Annotated in this window: 14 protein-coding genes; 9 read left to right on the top strand and 5 right to left on the bottom strand. The window is 64.6% G+C overall.

Annotated elements, in window-relative coordinates; genetic code table 11:
• Positions 1-28: 28 nt before the first annotated feature.
• Entirely contained in the window at positions 29-1,402 is a 1,374-nt protein-coding gene (gene gltX / locus ACVCNR_RS16975; protein ID WP_447075590.1) for a glutamate--tRNA ligase, read from the top strand.
• On the opposite strand, the gene ACVCNR_RS16980 is transcribed toward gltX, so the two are convergent.
• From ACVCNR_RS16980 to dgcA, 3 genes are all read right to left on the bottom strand, one after another.
• Positions 1,365-2,384, bottom strand: a complete 1,020-nt coding sequence (locus ACVCNR_RS16980; RefSeq protein ID WP_447075591.1) for a DUF2865 domain-containing protein — start codon at positions 2,382-2,384, stop codon at positions 1,365-1,367. The two genes, gltX and ACVCNR_RS16980, sit on opposite strands and share 38 nt — an antisense overlap.
• 63 nt (positions 2,385-2,447) lie before the next feature.
• The gene (locus ACVCNR_RS16985) at positions 2,448-4,793 is read right to left on the bottom strand and encodes an NADP-dependent malic enzyme (RefSeq protein ID WP_447075592.1); all 2,346 of its coding nucleotides are present in this window, start codon (positions 4,791-4,793) and stop codon (positions 2,448-2,450) included.
• Positions 4,794-5,002: 209 nt separating this feature from the next.
• Positions 5,003-5,986 carry an N-acetyl-D-Glu racemase DgcA gene (gene dgcA, locus ACVCNR_RS16990; RefSeq protein ID WP_447075594.1) on the bottom strand — a complete coding sequence of 328 codons (984 nt, stop codon included), beginning with the start codon at positions 5,984-5,986 and terminating at the stop codon, positions 5,003-5,005.
• A gap of 78 nt (positions 5,987-6,064) precedes the next feature.
• Here dgcA and ACVCNR_RS16995 point away from each other — a divergent pair, with 78 nt between their 5' ends.
• The 4 genes from ACVCNR_RS16995 to ACVCNR_RS17010 all read left to right on the top strand — a co-directional run bounded on the left by ACVCNR_RS16995 (position 6,065) and on the right by ACVCNR_RS17010 (position 10,143).
• A complete protein-coding gene (locus ACVCNR_RS16995; protein ID WP_447075596.1) occupies positions 6,065-7,252 on the top strand; it encodes an ABC transporter permease in 1,188 nt (395 codons plus the stop codon).
• A gap of 31 nt (positions 7,253-7,283) precedes the next feature.
• Entirely contained in the window at positions 7,284-8,072 is a 789-nt protein-coding gene (locus tag ACVCNR_RS17000; protein ID WP_435521534.1) for an ABC transporter ATP-binding protein, read from the top strand.
• Between the two features lie 14 nt (positions 8,073-8,086).
• Positions 8,087-9,460 (top strand): MlaD family protein, encoded by a 1,374-nt coding sequence (locus ACVCNR_RS17005; protein WP_354192483.1) that lies wholly within the window; start codon positions 8,087-8,089, stop codon positions 9,458-9,460.
• Positions 9,461-9,555: 95 nt separating this feature from the next.
• Positions 9,556-10,143, top strand: a complete 588-nt coding sequence (locus ACVCNR_RS17010) for an ABC-type transport auxiliary lipoprotein family protein (RefSeq protein ID WP_435521533.1) — start codon at positions 9,556-9,558, stop codon at positions 10,141-10,143.
• Between the two features lie 73 nt (positions 10,144-10,216).
• On the opposite strand, the gene ACVCNR_RS17015 is transcribed toward ACVCNR_RS17010, so the two are convergent.
• Both ACVCNR_RS17015 and ACVCNR_RS17020 read right to left on the bottom strand, forming a co-directional pair.
• Positions 10,217-11,722 (bottom strand): DEAD/DEAH box helicase, encoded by a 1,506-nt coding sequence (locus tag ACVCNR_RS17015; protein WP_354192481.1) that lies wholly within the window; start codon positions 11,720-11,722, stop codon positions 10,217-10,219.
• A gap of 187 nt (positions 11,723-11,909) precedes the next feature.
• Complete coding sequence (locus tag ACVCNR_RS17020; protein ID WP_354192479.1) at positions 11,910-12,698, bottom strand: NAD kinase; 789 nt, start codon at positions 12,696-12,698, stop codon at positions 11,910-11,912.
• Positions 12,699-12,903: 205 nt separating this feature from the next.
• On the opposite strand from ACVCNR_RS17020, the gene ACVCNR_RS17025 reads away from it, so the two are divergent.
• The 4 genes from ACVCNR_RS17025 to ACVCNR_RS17040 all read left to right on the top strand — a co-directional run bounded on the left by ACVCNR_RS17025 (position 12,904) and on the right by ACVCNR_RS17040 (position 15,934).
• The gene (locus ACVCNR_RS17025) at positions 12,904-13,071 is read left to right on the top strand and encodes a hypothetical protein (protein ID WP_354192478.1); all 168 of its coding nucleotides are present in this window, start codon (positions 12,904-12,906) and stop codon (positions 13,069-13,071) included.
• Between the two features lie 119 nt (positions 13,072-13,190).
• The gene (locus ACVCNR_RS17030) at positions 13,191-13,619 is read left to right on the top strand and encodes a hypothetical protein (RefSeq protein WP_354193034.1); all 429 of its coding nucleotides are present in this window, start codon (positions 13,191-13,193) and stop codon (positions 13,617-13,619) included.
• A gap of 267 nt (positions 13,620-13,886) precedes the next feature.
• The gene (locus tag ACVCNR_RS17035) at positions 13,887-14,276 is read left to right on the top strand and encodes a YkvA family protein (RefSeq protein WP_447075598.1); all 390 of its coding nucleotides are present in this window, start codon (positions 13,887-13,889) and stop codon (positions 14,274-14,276) included.
• Between the two features lie 14 nt (positions 14,277-14,290).
• Positions 14,291-15,934 carry an ABC1 kinase family protein gene (locus ACVCNR_RS17040; protein ID WP_447075599.1) on the top strand — a complete coding sequence of 548 codons (1,644 nt, stop codon included), beginning with the start codon at positions 14,291-14,293 and terminating at the stop codon, positions 15,932-15,934.
• Positions 15,935-15,975 lie beyond the last annotated feature (41 nt).

A 15,975-nucleotide genomic window follows, 5' to 3' on the forward strand; every position in this document is an offset into this window, starting at 1 on the left:
CTGCACGCCATCCATTACGCCCCCGAGGATGACCGTTACTGTCCGCTTCGCCCCTTCGCCCACCGGCCGAATCCATATCGGCAACACCCGCACGGCCCTGTTCAACTGGCTGTTCGCGCAAAAGAACAACGGCCGTTTCATCCAGCGTTTCGACGACACCGACCTGGAACGCTCGCGCAAGGAATTCGCGGATTCGATCCTCTACGATCTGCACTGGCTGGGTATCTTCCCCGACAGCATCGAATATCAGTCGAGGCGTTTCGACGTGTACGACCAGGCGGTCGAGAAGCTGAAGGCGGCGGGAGTTCTCTATCCCTGCTACGAGACGCCGGAAGAGCTGGATTTGCGCCGCAAGATCAGGCGCACGCGCAACCTGCCGCCCGTCTACGGGCGCGAGGCGCTGGCGCTGACGCAGGACGAGATCGCCCAGTATGAGGCGGATGGACGGCGCCCGCACTGGCGTTTCCTGCTGCCCAATTTCATCACCGATCCGGCCGAGCCGCAGCGCACCGAGGTGCAGTGGAACGATCTGGTGCGTGGCGAGGAAACGGTCGACCTGGCCTCGCTGTCCGATCCAGTGCTGGTGCGTGAGGACGGCACCTATCTCTACACGCTGCCTTCGGTGGTGGACGACATCGACATGGGCATCACCCATGTCATCCGTGGCGACGACCACGTCACCAACACCGGCGTGCAGATCGCGCTGTTCAAGGCGCTGGGGGCGGAGCCGCCGGTCTTCGGCCACCACAATCTGCTCACCACCTCTTCCGGTGAGGGGCTTTCCAAGCGCACCGGCGCGCTTTCGGTCGAGAGCCTGCGCGAATCCGGGGTCGAACCGATGGCGATCGCATCGCTGGCGGTGCTGATCGGCACATCGGAGAATGTGCAGGCCCTTGCCACCATGGCCGAGCTGGCCGAGCATTTCGATCCGGCCTCGACGTCCAAGTCCGCAGCCAAGTTTGACCCGGACGATTTGTACGTCCTCAATCGTACGCTGCTGCACCAAATGCCGTTCGAGGATGTGCGCGACAGGCTGACCCTGCTCGGCATTTCCGACGAACGGGCCGAAGCGTTCTGGAACGCGGTGCGCGGCAATCTCGACAAGCTGGCGGATGCGCGTGACTGGTGGCGCATCGTCAACGAGGGGCCGATGGAAGCGCAGGAATTCGAGGCCGAGGACCGCGAATTCCTGCGTCAGGCTTTCGATCTGCTGCCCGAGGCCCCTTGGGATGAAGGCGTCTGGAAGAAATGGACCGCTGCCGCTCGCAAGGCGACAGGCCGCAAGGGCAAGGAACTGTTCGCGCCGCTTCGGCTGGCGCTGACGGGACGCGAATCCGGTCCTGAACTGGCCGAACTGCTGCCGCTCATTGGTCCGGAAGGAACGTCGGCCCGACGACCCTGACCTTGCGGTCTTCGCCTGCCTCGCGCTCGGGCGCAGGCGCGGAAGGCTGTGCCTTTGCCGTGCCGGCGCGCCCGCGCGGTGCTTCCACGCTCAGCACCGACGAGCCGGGCCTTGCCATGATCCGCGTGCCCGGTGCTCCATTGCCGCCGACAAAGGAGGCGCCGCCCTGCGGGGTTGCAGCCCCGCAACTGCAAGCCGGATCGACAGGAATGTCCAGCCGCCGGAACACGAGTGCGTTGGGCAGGTCCGCATAGCGCTTTCCGGTGACCGCCGAGATCATGTTCGCGGGCTCTGCCGCCGCGCCTTCGCCATAGAACATTTCCACGCGCGTGCCGGGGCAAGCCGCCTCGCATCGGTTCTGGTCGCGCTGAAAATCAGCCGGCGTGGCCGATTTCGACATGGGGAAGAAATAGCCGTCGCAGGTGCGCACGCATTGGGTGCGGTAGGGCCGGTTCAGCGGATAGTAGATCGACGAACTGCCGGTGCCACGGATGACGACGCCCGCATTGGCGTCGGTCCGTGCGGCGCCGTCGCCCGCTGCCGCTGTGGCAGAGTTCTTCTTCGGCCGGCATCCCCTGGCGTCGAGGGCGGCCAGGATGCGGGCGCGGTCGGAGCTGCTGCCGGTCTTGCCCAGTCGTTCGCGGGTCTGTTGCAGGCTTTGAAGATTGGCCTGCATGCGCTTGACGGTGGCGTTCAGCTCGCCGCATTGCGAGCCCGGGCGGGCGAAGAAGGAGAAGCCGCAGCCGGCGCTTCTGGCGCGCTGGCGGGCCTTGTCGATCTGCTGGCGTTGCCGGGTGATGGCGTCGTCATATTTCCTTGTCGCCTTGGCGCCACCGGAGCCGGATGCACGGGTGAGTTCGGCCTCGAGCTGGCGACAGGACGGCACGGCATGGGCGGTGGCGATGCCGGACACGGCCAGCGTGGCCGCCAGCCCCAATGTCCACATCATGCCCGCCGCCAGTCTGCGAACCGTGCCCGCCACGCCAACCTCGCTGCCCCTTAGCAGCGCACAGGCTAGCAGCGGCCGGTTAACCCCGCCTTGCCGCTACTTCGATGCGGCCGCCAGTAATTCCACATCCACGGTCGCCTGCGCCTTCTGGGCGGCCTCGACCACCGCGATGGCGGTCATGTTGACCACGCCGCGCGATGTGACGGACGGGGTGAGGATGTGGGCCGGCATGGCGGCGCCCAGCAACATCGGGCCGACATGCAGCGCATCCATCATCTGCTTGACCGTCGCCATGGCGATATTGGCCGAATCCAGATTGGGGAAGACCAGCAGGTTGGCTTCACCCTTCAGGCGTGAATGCGGATAGACGCGCTGCCGCAGCAGCGGCGACAGCGCCGAATCGGCGTTCATCTCGCCGTCGCATTCGAGGTCGGGCGCGATCTCATGGATGATCTCGGCCGCCCGCCGCATCTTGTGGGCGCTCGGCGCATCACGCGAGCCGAAGTCGGAATGCGACAGCAGCGCCGCCTTGGGCTCGATGCCGAATCGGCGGATCTCCTCGGCCGCCAGGATCGTCATCTCCGCCACCTCCTCGGCCGACGGATCCACCGTCACATAGGTGTCGGTGAAGAACAGGGGGCCGCGCTGGGTGATCAGCATGGACAGCGTCGACAGGTCGCGATCCTGGATGCCCGGCCGCGGGCCGATGATCAGCGAGACATTGCGCAGGTGCTTGCCGAAGCGGCCTTCCAGCCCGCACAGCATGGCATCGCCGTCGCCGCGCTGGAGGGCGAGCGCCGCGATCACCGTGTTGTCGGTGCGCACCATGGTGCGCGCGGCCTCCTGCGTCACGCCGCGACGGCCCGCGATCCGGATCAGCAGGTCGACGTAGTCGCGATAGCGCGGATCGTCCTCGGGGTTGATGAGTTCGAAGTCCTCGCCGGCGCGGATGCGCAAGCCGTAGCGCCTGAGGCGCACGTCGATGACGTGCGGGCGTCCGATCAGGATCGGCTTGGCGATGCCTTCCTCGATGACCACCTGCGTGGCGCGCAGCACCCGCTCGTCCTCGCCGTCGGCATAGACGATGCGGTTTTTCGCCGAGTTTCGCGCGGTGGTGAACACCGGCTTCATCACCAGTCCGGAGCGGAAGACAAAGCGGTTCAGCTTGTCGATATAGGCCGCCATATCGGTGATCGGCCGCGTCGCCACGCCGGTGTCGCTCGCGGCCTTGGCAACGGCCGGCGCAATGCGCAGGATGAGGCGCGGATCGAAGGGCGAGGGAATGAGGAAGTCCGGCCCGAACATCGGCGTCTCGCTCGAATAGGCGCGGGCGGCGACGTCGGACGGTTCCTCGCGGGCGAGCGCGGCGATGGCACGCACCGCCGCCATCTTCATCTCTTCATTGATGGCCCTGGCGCCGCAATCCAGCGCTCCACGGAAGATGTAAGGAAAGCACAGTACGTTATTGACCTGATTGGGATAATCCGACCTGCCGGTGCAGATCATCGCATCCGGCCGTGCCTCGCGCGCGACTTCCGGCATGATCTCTGGCGAGGGATTGGCAAGCGCCAGAACCAGCGGCTTCTCGGCCATCAGCTTGAGCAGGTCCGGCGTCAGCACGCCGGCGGCGGAAAGGCCGAGGAACACGTCGGCGCCCCGGATCACATCGGCCAGCTTGCGGGCCTTGGTGTCCTTGACATAGGGCTCCTTCCACCGGTCCATCTCCTCGGTGCGGCCCTTGTAGGCGACGCCGAAACGGTCGGTGACCCAGATGTTCTCGATCTTCGCGCCGAGCGAGACCAGCAGGTTGAGGCAGGCAAGGGCCGCAGCGCCCGCGCCCGAGGTGACGATCTTGACGTCCTCGATCTTCTTTTCGGCGATTTCCAGCCCGTTGAGGATGGCGGCTGCGACGATGATGGCCGTTCCATGCTGGTCGTCATGGAAGACGGGGATGTTCATGCGCTCCTTCAGCCGCTCCTCGACCTCGAAGCACTCGGGCGCCTTGATGTCTTCCAGATTGATGCCGCCGAAGGTCGGCTCCAGCGCCGAGATGGTGCTGACCATCTGGTCGATCTCGGGCGCATCGATCTCGATGTCGAACACGTCGATGCCGGCGAATTTCTTGAACAGGACGGCCTTGCCCTCCATCACCGGCTTGGAGGCGAGCGGGCCGATATTGCCGAGGCCGAGCACCGCCGTGCCGTTGGAAACCACGCCGACCAGATTGGCGCGGGTGGTGTAGATGGCGGCGGTTTCGGGGTTGTCCTGGATTTCGAGGCAGGGGGCGGCCACGCCGGGCGAATAGGCCAGAGCCAGGTCGCGCTGGTTGCCGAGCGCCTTGGTGGCCTGGATTTCCAGCTTTCCCGGCACCGGATGCTGGTGGAAGAACAGCGCCGCCTCTTCGATGTCGGAGCGTGTTCTTTTGCCGTTGCCGTTATCCATGAAAGCAGTCCCCCTAAGAGCATGTCTCCCGAAAGTGGGAACCGGTTTCGGGACAAGGACATGCGTAAAAAACAAGAATCCGAAGCGGGCCAGGCATCTGGAAGATCGTGACCCGCTTCAGGGTCGTTCGAGGCGTGTTTTAGCACGCACCGTGGCAATTGCGAGGCAGTCGGCCTTGCACCGAAGCCATAACCGACAGGGGGCGATGATCAACCCCACAGTTCCGGCCGGGGCGGAAAAACGAGCGAACCTTCATAGGCGAGGCCGGGCTCGCGGTCGCGGGCCAGAAGGAGGGGCCCGTCGAGATCGACGAAATCCGCGCCTTGCGCCAGCAGCACGGCCGGGGCCATGGCCAGCGACGTGCCGACCATGCAGCCGATCATGACTTTCAGCCTAAGTTCGCGGGCCCGATCACGCAGGATTAGCGCGGCGGTGAGCCCGCCCGCCTTGTCGAGCTTGATGTTGACGGCATCGTAGAGCCCGGCAAGAGCTGCCAGATCGGCAGCCTGATGAACGCTTTCGTCGGCGCAGATCGGCACAGGATGGGCAATGTCGCGCAACATGCCATCCTTGCCGGCCGGCAGGGGCTGCTCCACCAGCGCAACGCCGAGTTCGGCCGCCGCGCTAAGGTTGCGTTCGATGTCCCTTTCGGTCCAGCCTTCATTGGCATCGAGGACGATGCGGCTTTGCGGGGCTGCCTCACGCACGGCACGGATGCGGGCGATGTCGTCCCCGCCGCCGCCGATCTTGACCTTGAGCAGCGGCCGCGTGGCGTTGGCGCGCGCTTGAGCGGCCATGGCTTCGGGTTCGCCGAGAGAAAGCGTGTAGGCGGTTTCCAGCGGCCCTGCCTGCCGTGCGACGAGGCTTGCGACCGTGCGGCCGGACGCCTTGGCTTCCAGGTCCCATAGCGCGCAATCCACCGCATTGCGGGCCGCTCCTGCCGGCATTGCGTCCAGCAGCGCCTGCCGGTCGAGGCCGGCGGCGATTCGGGCGGAGATCTCCTCGATCGCCGCGCATACGCCCTCCACGGTCTCGCCGTAACGCCTGTAGGGAACACATTCACCGCGTCCGGCATTGTTCCCGTCGCGGATCGTGCAGGTCACGACTTCCGCTTCGGTCTTGGAGCCGCGCGAGATGGTGAAGCTTCCGGCAATCGGGAATTTTTCGACCTCGACCGAAATGACACGCGCCATATCTTTCTTTCTCCCCGGCAGCCTTGAAGGGGTGCCTGCAAATCGACAGCCCGGCGTGGCCGGGTTAAACAGGGTGCCATGTTGACCATCGGCAAACGCGACGCAAGCGCATCGAAGGCGGAGAGGGACGCGCACAAGCCGCGCGTCGCGCTCGACGAGCGCGATGGCGGGCTGGTCTGCGCCCTTTCGGGCATATGGACGACGCGCACGGTTGCCGATGTCGACGGGCAGATGCGCAATGTCGAACGGCGCGTGGCCGGCCAGCCGCTGGTTCTCGACCTGTCGGCCATCGAGAAGCTCGACACCGCCGGCGCATGGCTGATCGACCGGCTGGTCGTGGCCTCCGAATCGCGTGGTGCGACCGTCCGGGTCGAAGGCCAGAGCGACGTCGCCGGCATATTGCTGGGAGCGGTCGGGGAAATCTCGCGCCGTCGCAGCGAGGCGGCGCCGGAACCCTCGGTCAACATCCTCATCCGCTTTCTGGAGCTGGTCGGGCGCGGCGTCTATTCGATGCGCGACGATTTCATCGCCGGCATGAACATCCTCGGCGCCACCATTCGCGGGGCACAGATGAAGCTCGGCCGCGGCCATGCGGTGAACCCGGCGGCGATCTTCAACCAGATCGACCGCATGGGGGTCGGAGCCATCCCGGTGGTGTTCCTGATGTCGGCCATCGTCGGCGCCATCGTCGCCCAGCAGGGCGCCTACCAGCTCAGCTATTTCGGCGCCGACATATTCGTGGTCGATCTGGTCGGCGTGCTGGTGCTGCGCGAGCTTGGCGTGCTGTTGACGGCCATCATGATCGCCGGCCGTTCGGGCAGCGCCATCACCGCCGAGATCGGCTCCATGAAGATGCGCGAGGAGGTCGATGCGCTCAAGGTGATCGGCCTCAATCCGATCGGTGTCCTGGTGTTTCCGCGGCTGGTGGCGCTGGTCATCGCGTTGCCCTGCCTGACCATACTGGCGAATTTCGCCGCCCTCGGCGGCGGCATTGTGGCCGCCTGGCTCTATTCCGACATTCCGCCCGCCGCCTTCATCGACCGGCTGCGGGTGGCCATCGATGTCAGCACCATTTCGGCGGGGCTGATCAAGGCTCCGTTCATGGCCATCATCATCGGCACCATCGCTTCCGTGGAAGGCATGAAGGTGGGCGGCAGCGCCGAATCGCTGGGTCGGCAGGTCACCACATCGGTGGTGAAGGCGATCTTCGTGGTCATCGTGCTCGATGGCCTGTTCGCCATGTTCTACGCGGCGATCGATTTCTGAGATGGTGGCGGTGAGCGGAAATCTGGCGGAAATGCCCGAAACGGAAGGGCAGGGCGAGGTGGTCCTGTCGGCGCGGGACGTGACCGTGGCCTTCGGCACCAAGACGGTTCTGGAGAACCTTTCGCTCGAGGTGAGGCGTGGTGAAATCCTCGGCTTCGTGGGCGCCTCCGGCTCGGGCAAGTCGGTGCTCCTGCGCACCATTCTGGGCCTCACGCCCAAGCGGTCCGGCACCATCCGCCTGTTCGGGGTCGATGTCGACGAGGCGAGCGAAGCCGAAAGAATGCGGATCGATATGCGCCTTGGCGTGTTGTTCCAGCACGGGGCGCTGTTTTCCGCCCTGACGGTGCTGGAAAACGTGCAGGTGCCCATGCGCGAATATCTCGACCTGCCGAAGAAGCTGATGGACGAGCTGGCGATGCTCAAGATCGAGCTGGTCGGCCTGCCGGCGGATGCGGCCTACAAATTCCCGTCCGAACTGTCGGGCGGCATGATCAAGCGTGCGGCGCTGGCGCGCGCGCTGGCACTGGACCCCGACATCGTGTTCCTCGACGAGCCGACCTCGGGCCTCGACCCGATCGGCGCGGCCGAGTTCGACGAACTGGTCGTCAAGCTGCGCGATACCATGGGCCTGACCGTCTATATGGTCACCCATGACCTTGATTCGCTGTTCACCGCCTGCGACCGCGTTGCGGTGCTCGGCAAGAAGCGCGTCATCGTGGAGGGCACCATCGAAGATATGCTCAAGAGTGAAGAACCGTGGGTAAAGTCCTATTTCCGCGGAAAACGTGCCCGCCAACTTGATCTGAAAGCCCGCGCATAGCGATAAGTGAAGCAATGGAAACAAGAGCCAACTACGTCATCGTCGGCATCTTTACCCTGGCTGCGATCCTGGCCGCCTTCGGCTTCGTCTACTGGACGGCGGCGATCGGCGAGCGCGGCGAGACGGTAGTGATGCGCGTGCGCATCCCCGGCTCCGCCTCCGGGCTGGGACGCGGCAGCTTCGTGCTGTTCAATGGCGTCAAGGTGGGCGATGTGCGCCGCGTCTATATCGACGTGGAAAATCCGAGCGTCGCCATTGCCGACACCGAGGTTGACCGGCTGACCCCGATAACGCGTTCGACGCAGGCCGATATCGGGCTGGCCGGCCTGACCGGGCAGGCCAATATCGAGCTGAAGGGCGCCAACCGCGACGAGCCGAAGCTGCTCGATGAGGCCGAGGCGCAAGGCAGGATCGCCGAGATCACCGCCAATCCGTCGGCGGTGACCAATCTGTTGCAGACCGCGCAAGACATCTTCTCGCGTGCCGACCAGGTGCTGACCCAACTGGAGGGGTTTACCAAGGATGTGCGCGGTCCGTTGACCCAGACCGTCGAGAACGCCCAGAAATTCTCCGATGCGCTGGCCAGCAATGCCGATTCCATCGACAGATTCCTCAGCAGCGTCAGCTCGCTGTCCGAGGAGTTGCAGGGCGTTTCCGGCAAGCTGGACGGCACCATCAAGGCCGCCGAAGGGCTGCTGAACTCGATCGATCAGGATCGGGTCAGGCAGATCGTCACCAATATCGACGATTTCACCAAGAACCTGAACAGGTCGGGCGAAAAGTTCGACGATGTCATCGAGGGAGTCGACAAGGCGGTCGCTTCCATCAATGAATTCGCCCAGCGCACGCAGACCACGCTGGCCAAGGTGGACGGCGTTCTGGACGGCGTCGATCCGAGGGACGTGCGCGAGGCGCTCGCGAATATCCGCACCGCCAGCGAGAACGCCAACAAGGCGGCCGCCGATGTCGCGCAGGTCACCGAGAAGTTCAGCGGTCGTGCCGACGATATCGACCAGACCATCTCCGATGCCCGCCAGCTTGCCGAGCGGCTGAACAACGCCTCGGTGCGCGTCGACGGCATCCTGGTCAAGGTCGACAACTTGCTGGGCTCCGACCAGGCCGACGGCGTGATGGCGGATGCGCGCGAGACGCTGAGATCCTTCAAGCAGGTGGCGGACACGCTGAATGCGCGGCTCGGCACGATCACCGACAATCTGGCCCGCTTCTCCGGCAAGGGGCTCCAGAATGTCGAGGCGCTGGTCAACGACAGTCGCCGCTCGATCAACCGCATCGAGCAGGCCGTCACCGACCTGCAACGCAATCCGCAACGCATCCTGTCGGGTGGCGAGGGGGAAGTGAGGCAATATGACGGAAGGGTTCGCCGTTGATGCCAGTTGATCGCCTGTCTGCAACACCAGCCATCCCCGTCCGAATTCCATCAGCAACCGAGCTTTTGAAGGCGAGGGTCGCATCCGTGAGTTCCGTGAAGTTTCGTTTCGTGGCCGCCTTGCTCGCCTGTACCCTTGCGGGGTGCGCCGCGCTGCCCGGCGGCGGCCCGGCACCGCTCGACACCTTTGAGCTGTCGGCAGCCAGCGTGAACTCAGGCAGCCTCAGCCGCCGGCAGATCCTGATTGCCGAGCCGGCGGCGCTGAAAGCGTTCGATGGCCAGAACATCGTCATCAAGCCGGCGGACGGCTCGATCCAGTATCTGAAGGGGGCCCAATGGGCCGACCGCCTGCCTTTGATCGTACAGGCACGGCTGGCCGAAACCTTCCAGCGCTCAGGCCGCTTCGCCGGTGTCGGCAAGCCGGGCGAGGGGCTGGCGATCGACTATCAGGTGATCACCGAGATACGCGCCTTCGACGTGCAGGTCGCCGGCGGCCAAAAAGCGGTGGTGGAACTGTTCGTGCGGCTGCTCAACGACCGCACCGGCGAAGTGCGCGCGGCGCAAAGCTTCACCGCTTCGGCCCCGGTCTCCGGCAGCGGCAACCAGGCCTATGTTTCGGCGCTCGACCGGGCATTCGGCGATGCCGCGGCGCAGATCGTCAACTGGACCGGAACCGCTATCTGACCGGCATCGGCGGGCATGAAACGAAAAGGGCGGATTGCATTGATCCGCCCTTTTCGTTTGGAAGCCTTTTCGCTCAGACCTTGGCCGCGATCAGCATGAAGGCCGGCACATCGTCACCGAAGCCCACCGGCGTGTCGCCATCGTCGTCGTTCCGGCGGCGGCCACGGTGCTCGCGGGCCGGCCGGGCGTCGTCATTGGCCCAGTCGCGCGGCTTGCGCTCGTTGCCGGCAGGGCGCGAGGTGCTTTTCGGCGCCGGCTCCTCCTGAGCCTCGGCCTTGGCCTCGCTGGGTGCCGCATCGTGATGGCGTCCGCCGCGCGGCTTGCGCTCGCGGCCCTCATCCTTGCGTCCGCCGCGGCGGGACGAGCCCTTGCCCCGGCGGGGCGCTTCGTCCGCAGACTCGCTCTCCTCGACCGTCGAAAGATCGCCATCGTGCCACTCGATCGTCTGGCCGATAAGCTTCTCGATGGCCTCGACATATTTGGTGTCGCTGCGCGTGGCGATGGTGAAGGACTTGCCGAGGCGGCCGGCACGGCCGGTGCGGCCGATGCGGTGGACGTAGTCCTCGGCATGGATCGGCACGTCGTAGTTGAAGACGTGGCTGACATCGGGAATGTCGAGGCCGCGCGCGGCGACGTCCGAGGCCACCAGCAGCTTGAGCTTGCCGTCGCGGAAATTGCTCAGCATGGTCATGCGGGCGCGCTGGTCCATGTCGCCATGAAGTGCGCCGACATTGAACTCGTGGCGTGCCAACGACCGGAACAGTTCCGAAACCTCGACCTTGCGGTTGCAGAAGATGATCGCGTTCTTGAGGTCTTCTTCTTCCTGCTTGATCAGCTTGCGCAGCACATCGCGCTTTTCCCAGGGCTTCGACCGGGACTTGACCAGCCGCTGGGTGACCGTCGTCGCCGTGCTCGCGGCGCGCGCGACTTCGACGCGCACCGGCGCCTGCAGGAACTTTTCGGTCAGCTTGGTGATCTCCGGCGGCATGGTGGCCGAGAAGAACAGCGTCTGGCGCGTGAAGGGGATCATCTCGCATATGCGCTCGATATCGGGGATGAAACCCATGTCGAGCATGCGGTCGGCCTCGTCGATGACGAGGATGTCGACGCCGGTGAGCAGCAGCTTGCCGCGCTCGCGATGGTCGAGCAGGCGTCCGGGCGTGGCGATCAGCACGTCGGCGCCGCGTTCCAGCTTCCGATCCTGCTCGTCGAAGGACACGCCGCCGATGAGCAGGGCGATGTTGAGCTTGTGGTTCTTGCCGTACTTGATGAAGTTCTCCTCGACCTGCGCGGCGAGTTCGCGCGTCGGTTCGAGGATCAGCGTGCGCGGCATGCGGGCGCGGGCGCGGCCCTTTTCCAGCCGTGTCAGCATCGGCAACACGAAGGAAGCGGTCTTGCCGGTGCCGGTCTGGGCAATGCCGAGCACGTCCTTGCCCTGGAGGGCATGGGGAATGGCGCCTGCCTGAATGGGAGTCGGCTGCGTGTAGCCGGCATCCGCGACTGCGGAAAGAACCTTCGGCGATAGGCCGAGGTCTGCGAATGTCAACGCTTCTTGAGCGGTCTGGGTGTCTGAGGACAAGTTCGCTTGCTGTCTTTGATGGTTCGGGTAGCGCGGCGGTCTGCGTCGCGGCGTGCCGTCCGGGCACGCAATAATGTGCATCGCGATAGGCTCAAGCCCGCGTCTTGTCAACACAAACAGGGCAGAATCGCAGCATTTGCCCTATCTAAGCTTAATGGAAACGGCTTTATAGCGGCAAAAACCGCCATCAATACCTGAACTGTTCCTTCAGGATACGCTCGTTCCAGGAATGGCTGGGGTCGAACAACAGCGTTGCGGTGACGCTTTTCGACTGGCGCACGGTGACCGATTGCACGCTCTTGACCTCGGTATGGTCGGCAGCCGCGTTGACCGGACGCTTGTCCGCCTCGAGGACTTCGAAGCGCACTTCGGACCGGTTCGGCAGCAGCGCGCCGCGCCAGGCGCGGGGCCGGAACGGGCTCACCGGCGTCAGTGCCAGCAGCGGCGCATCAAGCGGCAGGATCGGCCCGTGCGCCGAAAGGTTGTAGGCGGTGGAGCCGGCCGGCGTCGCCACCATGACGCCGTCGCAGCTCAGTTCTTCCATCCTGAGCTTGCCATCCACGGAAATGCGGATCTTGGCGGTCTGGTAGGACTGGCGCCACAGCGCCACCTCGTTGATGGCCAACGCCGTCACCGTCTCGCCGTCCATGGTGGTGGCCCGCATTTCCAGCGGGCGAATGGTTTCGGCAACCGCCGCGCCGATGCGTTCGGGCAGGGCGTCGAGCGCATATTCGTTCATCAGGAAGCCAATGGTGCCCCGGTTCATCCCGTACACCTTCTTGCCGGTGCCCATCGTGTCGCGCAGCGTCTGCAACAGGAAGCCGTCGCCGCCCAGCGCCACGACGACGTCGGCCTCGTCTACCGGGAACTGTCCATATTCGGCGGCGAGCGCATCCAGCGCCGTGCGCGCATCCGGCGTCTCGGAGGAAACGAATGCGAACCGCCTTGGCTTCCCCGTCCCTGGCTTGTCTCTCATTGTCCTGGCGTCGATCCCCGGTGGCGATGCAAATGTGCGACCTAACACGGGTCGGGCTGGCTGGCAAAGCCGCTGCATATTGCCGCGCCTTCATCCGGCCTGTCCGGTTTACCATTGTTAAGACTGGCCTTAAGCTGGCGTAAACGGACGCGGCGCATGCTGCTCCGGAAACGGAAGGCGGGGGCCTGACCGACAGGAACCTCTATTGCCGTTTACACGCATGTTCATCATCGCTCTCCTCATGGCCGGCTTTGCCATGGCCTTTTCCGGGCTGGCAAAGCACACGGATGGCGGCGCCTCACGCCCGCAATCCTCGTCCGTGACCTGCGGTGAGGCGACAGGCGTGGCCTGCCCGACCAAGCGCCCCCTGTAGTCATCGGCCTGTCATGGAAACGGGACAGCTTTGCCCCAACAACGGGGCTCGATGGTCATAGTTTGCTTGGCCTTGCCGTTTCGCGGCGTCATAATGCCCTTTTTCGACAAGGAGACGGAATGAGGGCACGGACAGCCACGATCGGCGATCTCGAAACGGTATTCCGCGACCTTTCCGGTCGCATGTCCGCGGACTATGTCGCGGCAGGCCTGACCCTGGAGGGTGCGCAGGACAGCCTGATGATGGATTTGAAGGAAGGCCGCGCCCATGCCTTGCTGGATGGCGATACGGTGGTGGCCATTATCACTTGGCATGAAATCGACCACGCCGCCGAAACGGCGTTTGCGGCGCGCGAGGGGTTCTTCAATGCCGCGACGGTGCGTTTCTGCAAGAAGCATATAAGGCGCATTCAGGAACTGACCGGCAATCTGCCGATTCGGTCGAGAAGCTGGTTGGAAGAACCGGAAGTGGCCAGATGGTTCCGCATCATCGGTTACATCCAGCTACAGGGGAACGGCGCCAGCCTGTTCGAACTGCCGCCAGCGTGAACGAGGCGGCAGCTTTCGCTGCGCCAGTTGCTCCCCTGCACTAGGTAGGCCGGTTTCCACACGATTACGGCCGCCTTGTCTTTACTTGCGTAAAGCGCGCGGTCCGCGCGTCTCAACAGGTCCGGGAAGCCCCTGTCCTGCGGGCCTCGATTGTACTGTGCGTTGGAACTGCCCTCGATTCTATGCAGTCGCGCCCTACATCACGCGCTTCCGACGGTGCCCTTCCTTTTTCCAAAGCGGCAATTCATTTCGGGAACAGGAATTGCGATGATCTTCAACCTGCTGAAACGGCGTTTCATGCTTTTCCGCCGTGAGGCCGTGATGCTGTGGTACGCCTTTCGCGACCGGCGGACCCCTTTCTATCTGAAAGCGGCGAGCCTGTTTGCAGGGCTCTATCTGCTTAGCCCCATCGATCTCATCCCCTTTCCCGTGCCGGTGCTCGGCGTGGTCGACGATCTGGTGGTCGTGCCGCTGCTGGTCGGCTTCATTGCAAGACGGTTGCCGCAGGGCGTGCGTGCCGAGGCAGGCGAAAATGCTGATCTCTGGATCGCACGCTGGTTCAAGCGGCCGCTGATCGCCATCGTCGTGATACTGGCGTTGTTCGTGGCCATCTGGCTGGTGCTGCTCTACCTCGTCTATCGATATCTGGCGGGATGAAGGGTCAGGATGTCATGAGTCTGCTCGAAACGGGTCTGGTCGCCATACGCGACCGCAAGCGCCTTGCCGAAATCGTCGCGGTTATCGCCCGTTTCGGCATAGACGACGTTCTGGCCAGGATAGGGCTTTCGGGCCTCGCATCTTCTTCCCGTCGGGATGGCGGGGAGGCCATGCAGGCTGACGCACCCGAACGGTTGCGACTCGCGCTCGAAGAACTGGGGCCGACCTTCGTCAAGCTCGGCCAGATCCTGTCGACGCGCGGCGATTTGCTGACGCCTGATTGGACGGCGGAGCTTGAAAAACTGCAAAGCCATGTCGCCCCGCAGCCGTGGGAGGCGATCCGCGCGCAGGTGGAAGGGGATATCGGCGGTTCGGTCGATGCCGTCTTCGCGTCGTTCGACACGCAGGCGCTGGCGGCCGGTTCCATCGCGCAGGTGCATCGTGCCTTGCTGAAGGACGGCACCGAGGTTGTCGTGAAGGTAAGGCGCGAGGGCCTGCGCCCTCTGGTCGATGCCGATCTGCGATTGCTTTCGCATGCGGCGGCACTTGCCGAAGTCCAATGGCCTGATCTGGCTCGCTACCGGCCCCGTGAAATTCTGAACCATCTCGGTTCGGCCATGGCGGAGGAACTCGATCTCGCCGCCGAAGCGCGCAATTGCGAGACGGTGGCCGCCAATCTGGCGGACATGGATTTCATCGTCATTCCCCGCATATTCCGGCAATGGACCGGTGAGCGCCTTCTGGTTCAGGAGTTTATCGACGGAACTGCGCCAAGTGACAGGGTCGCGCTTGCCGCAGGTCACCATGACGGCGCCTTGCTGGCGCGCCGCGGCACGGAAGCGTTCCTTCACATGGCACTCATCGACGGCATTTTTCATGCCGACCCCCACCCCGGCAATCTGCGTGCGCTCCCCGATGATCGTGTCGCCTTCATCGATTTCGGCATGGTGGGCAGGCTGGGCGGTCGCCGGCGCGAGCAGTTGCTGGTGCTGCTGGCGGCAATCGTGGAGGGCAGCGGCGACCGGGTGGCCAATCTGCTCATCGAATGGTCCGGCGGTGCCGGCGCGGATCTGTCGCGCCTCGAAGCTGCCTGCGACGCATACGTTGCCCGCCATGGCGCTCCGCCCCTCAGGCTTGGTGTCGCCATCGGCGACTTCGTGACCATGGCCCGCGAACATGATCTGGCGCTCCCCCCGGACCTTGCCTTGCTGTTCAAGGCCCTGATCACCGCCGATGGCGTCATGCGCGGCCTCGATCCGCAATTCGACGCCATAGCTGTGGCCGCGCCCATGGTGCAGAGCGAGATGCTGCGCCGCTATGCGCCCGGCGCGGTTTCCGGCAAGGGCAGGGCGCTGGCCTTCGATCTCGCCGGCCTTGCCTCGGACCTGCCGGCTTTGATCCGTCTGCTGGCGCTGCGGGTTCGGCAGGGGCGCATTTCGGCAAGCGTCGAGTTGCAGGGGCTGGAGCGCATCGGAGGCGACATACGCTGGGCGGCGACGCGTATCGCCGTCTCTATCGTTACGGCCGCTTTCGCCCTTGGGCTCGCGCCGCGCCTGTTCGAATATGGCCCGCCCGTGTTTGGTGTGCCGCTGCCTTTGTGGCTGGGACTCGGCGTGATTGCTGCAGGTCTCGTCTGGCTGATCATGCCACGCCGTTAGCCTGCCAGAGCGACCCTTCCCTTGCGTGATCTTGAAAACGC

The sequence above is a fragment of the Aquamicrobium terrae genome (assembly GCF_052978165.1).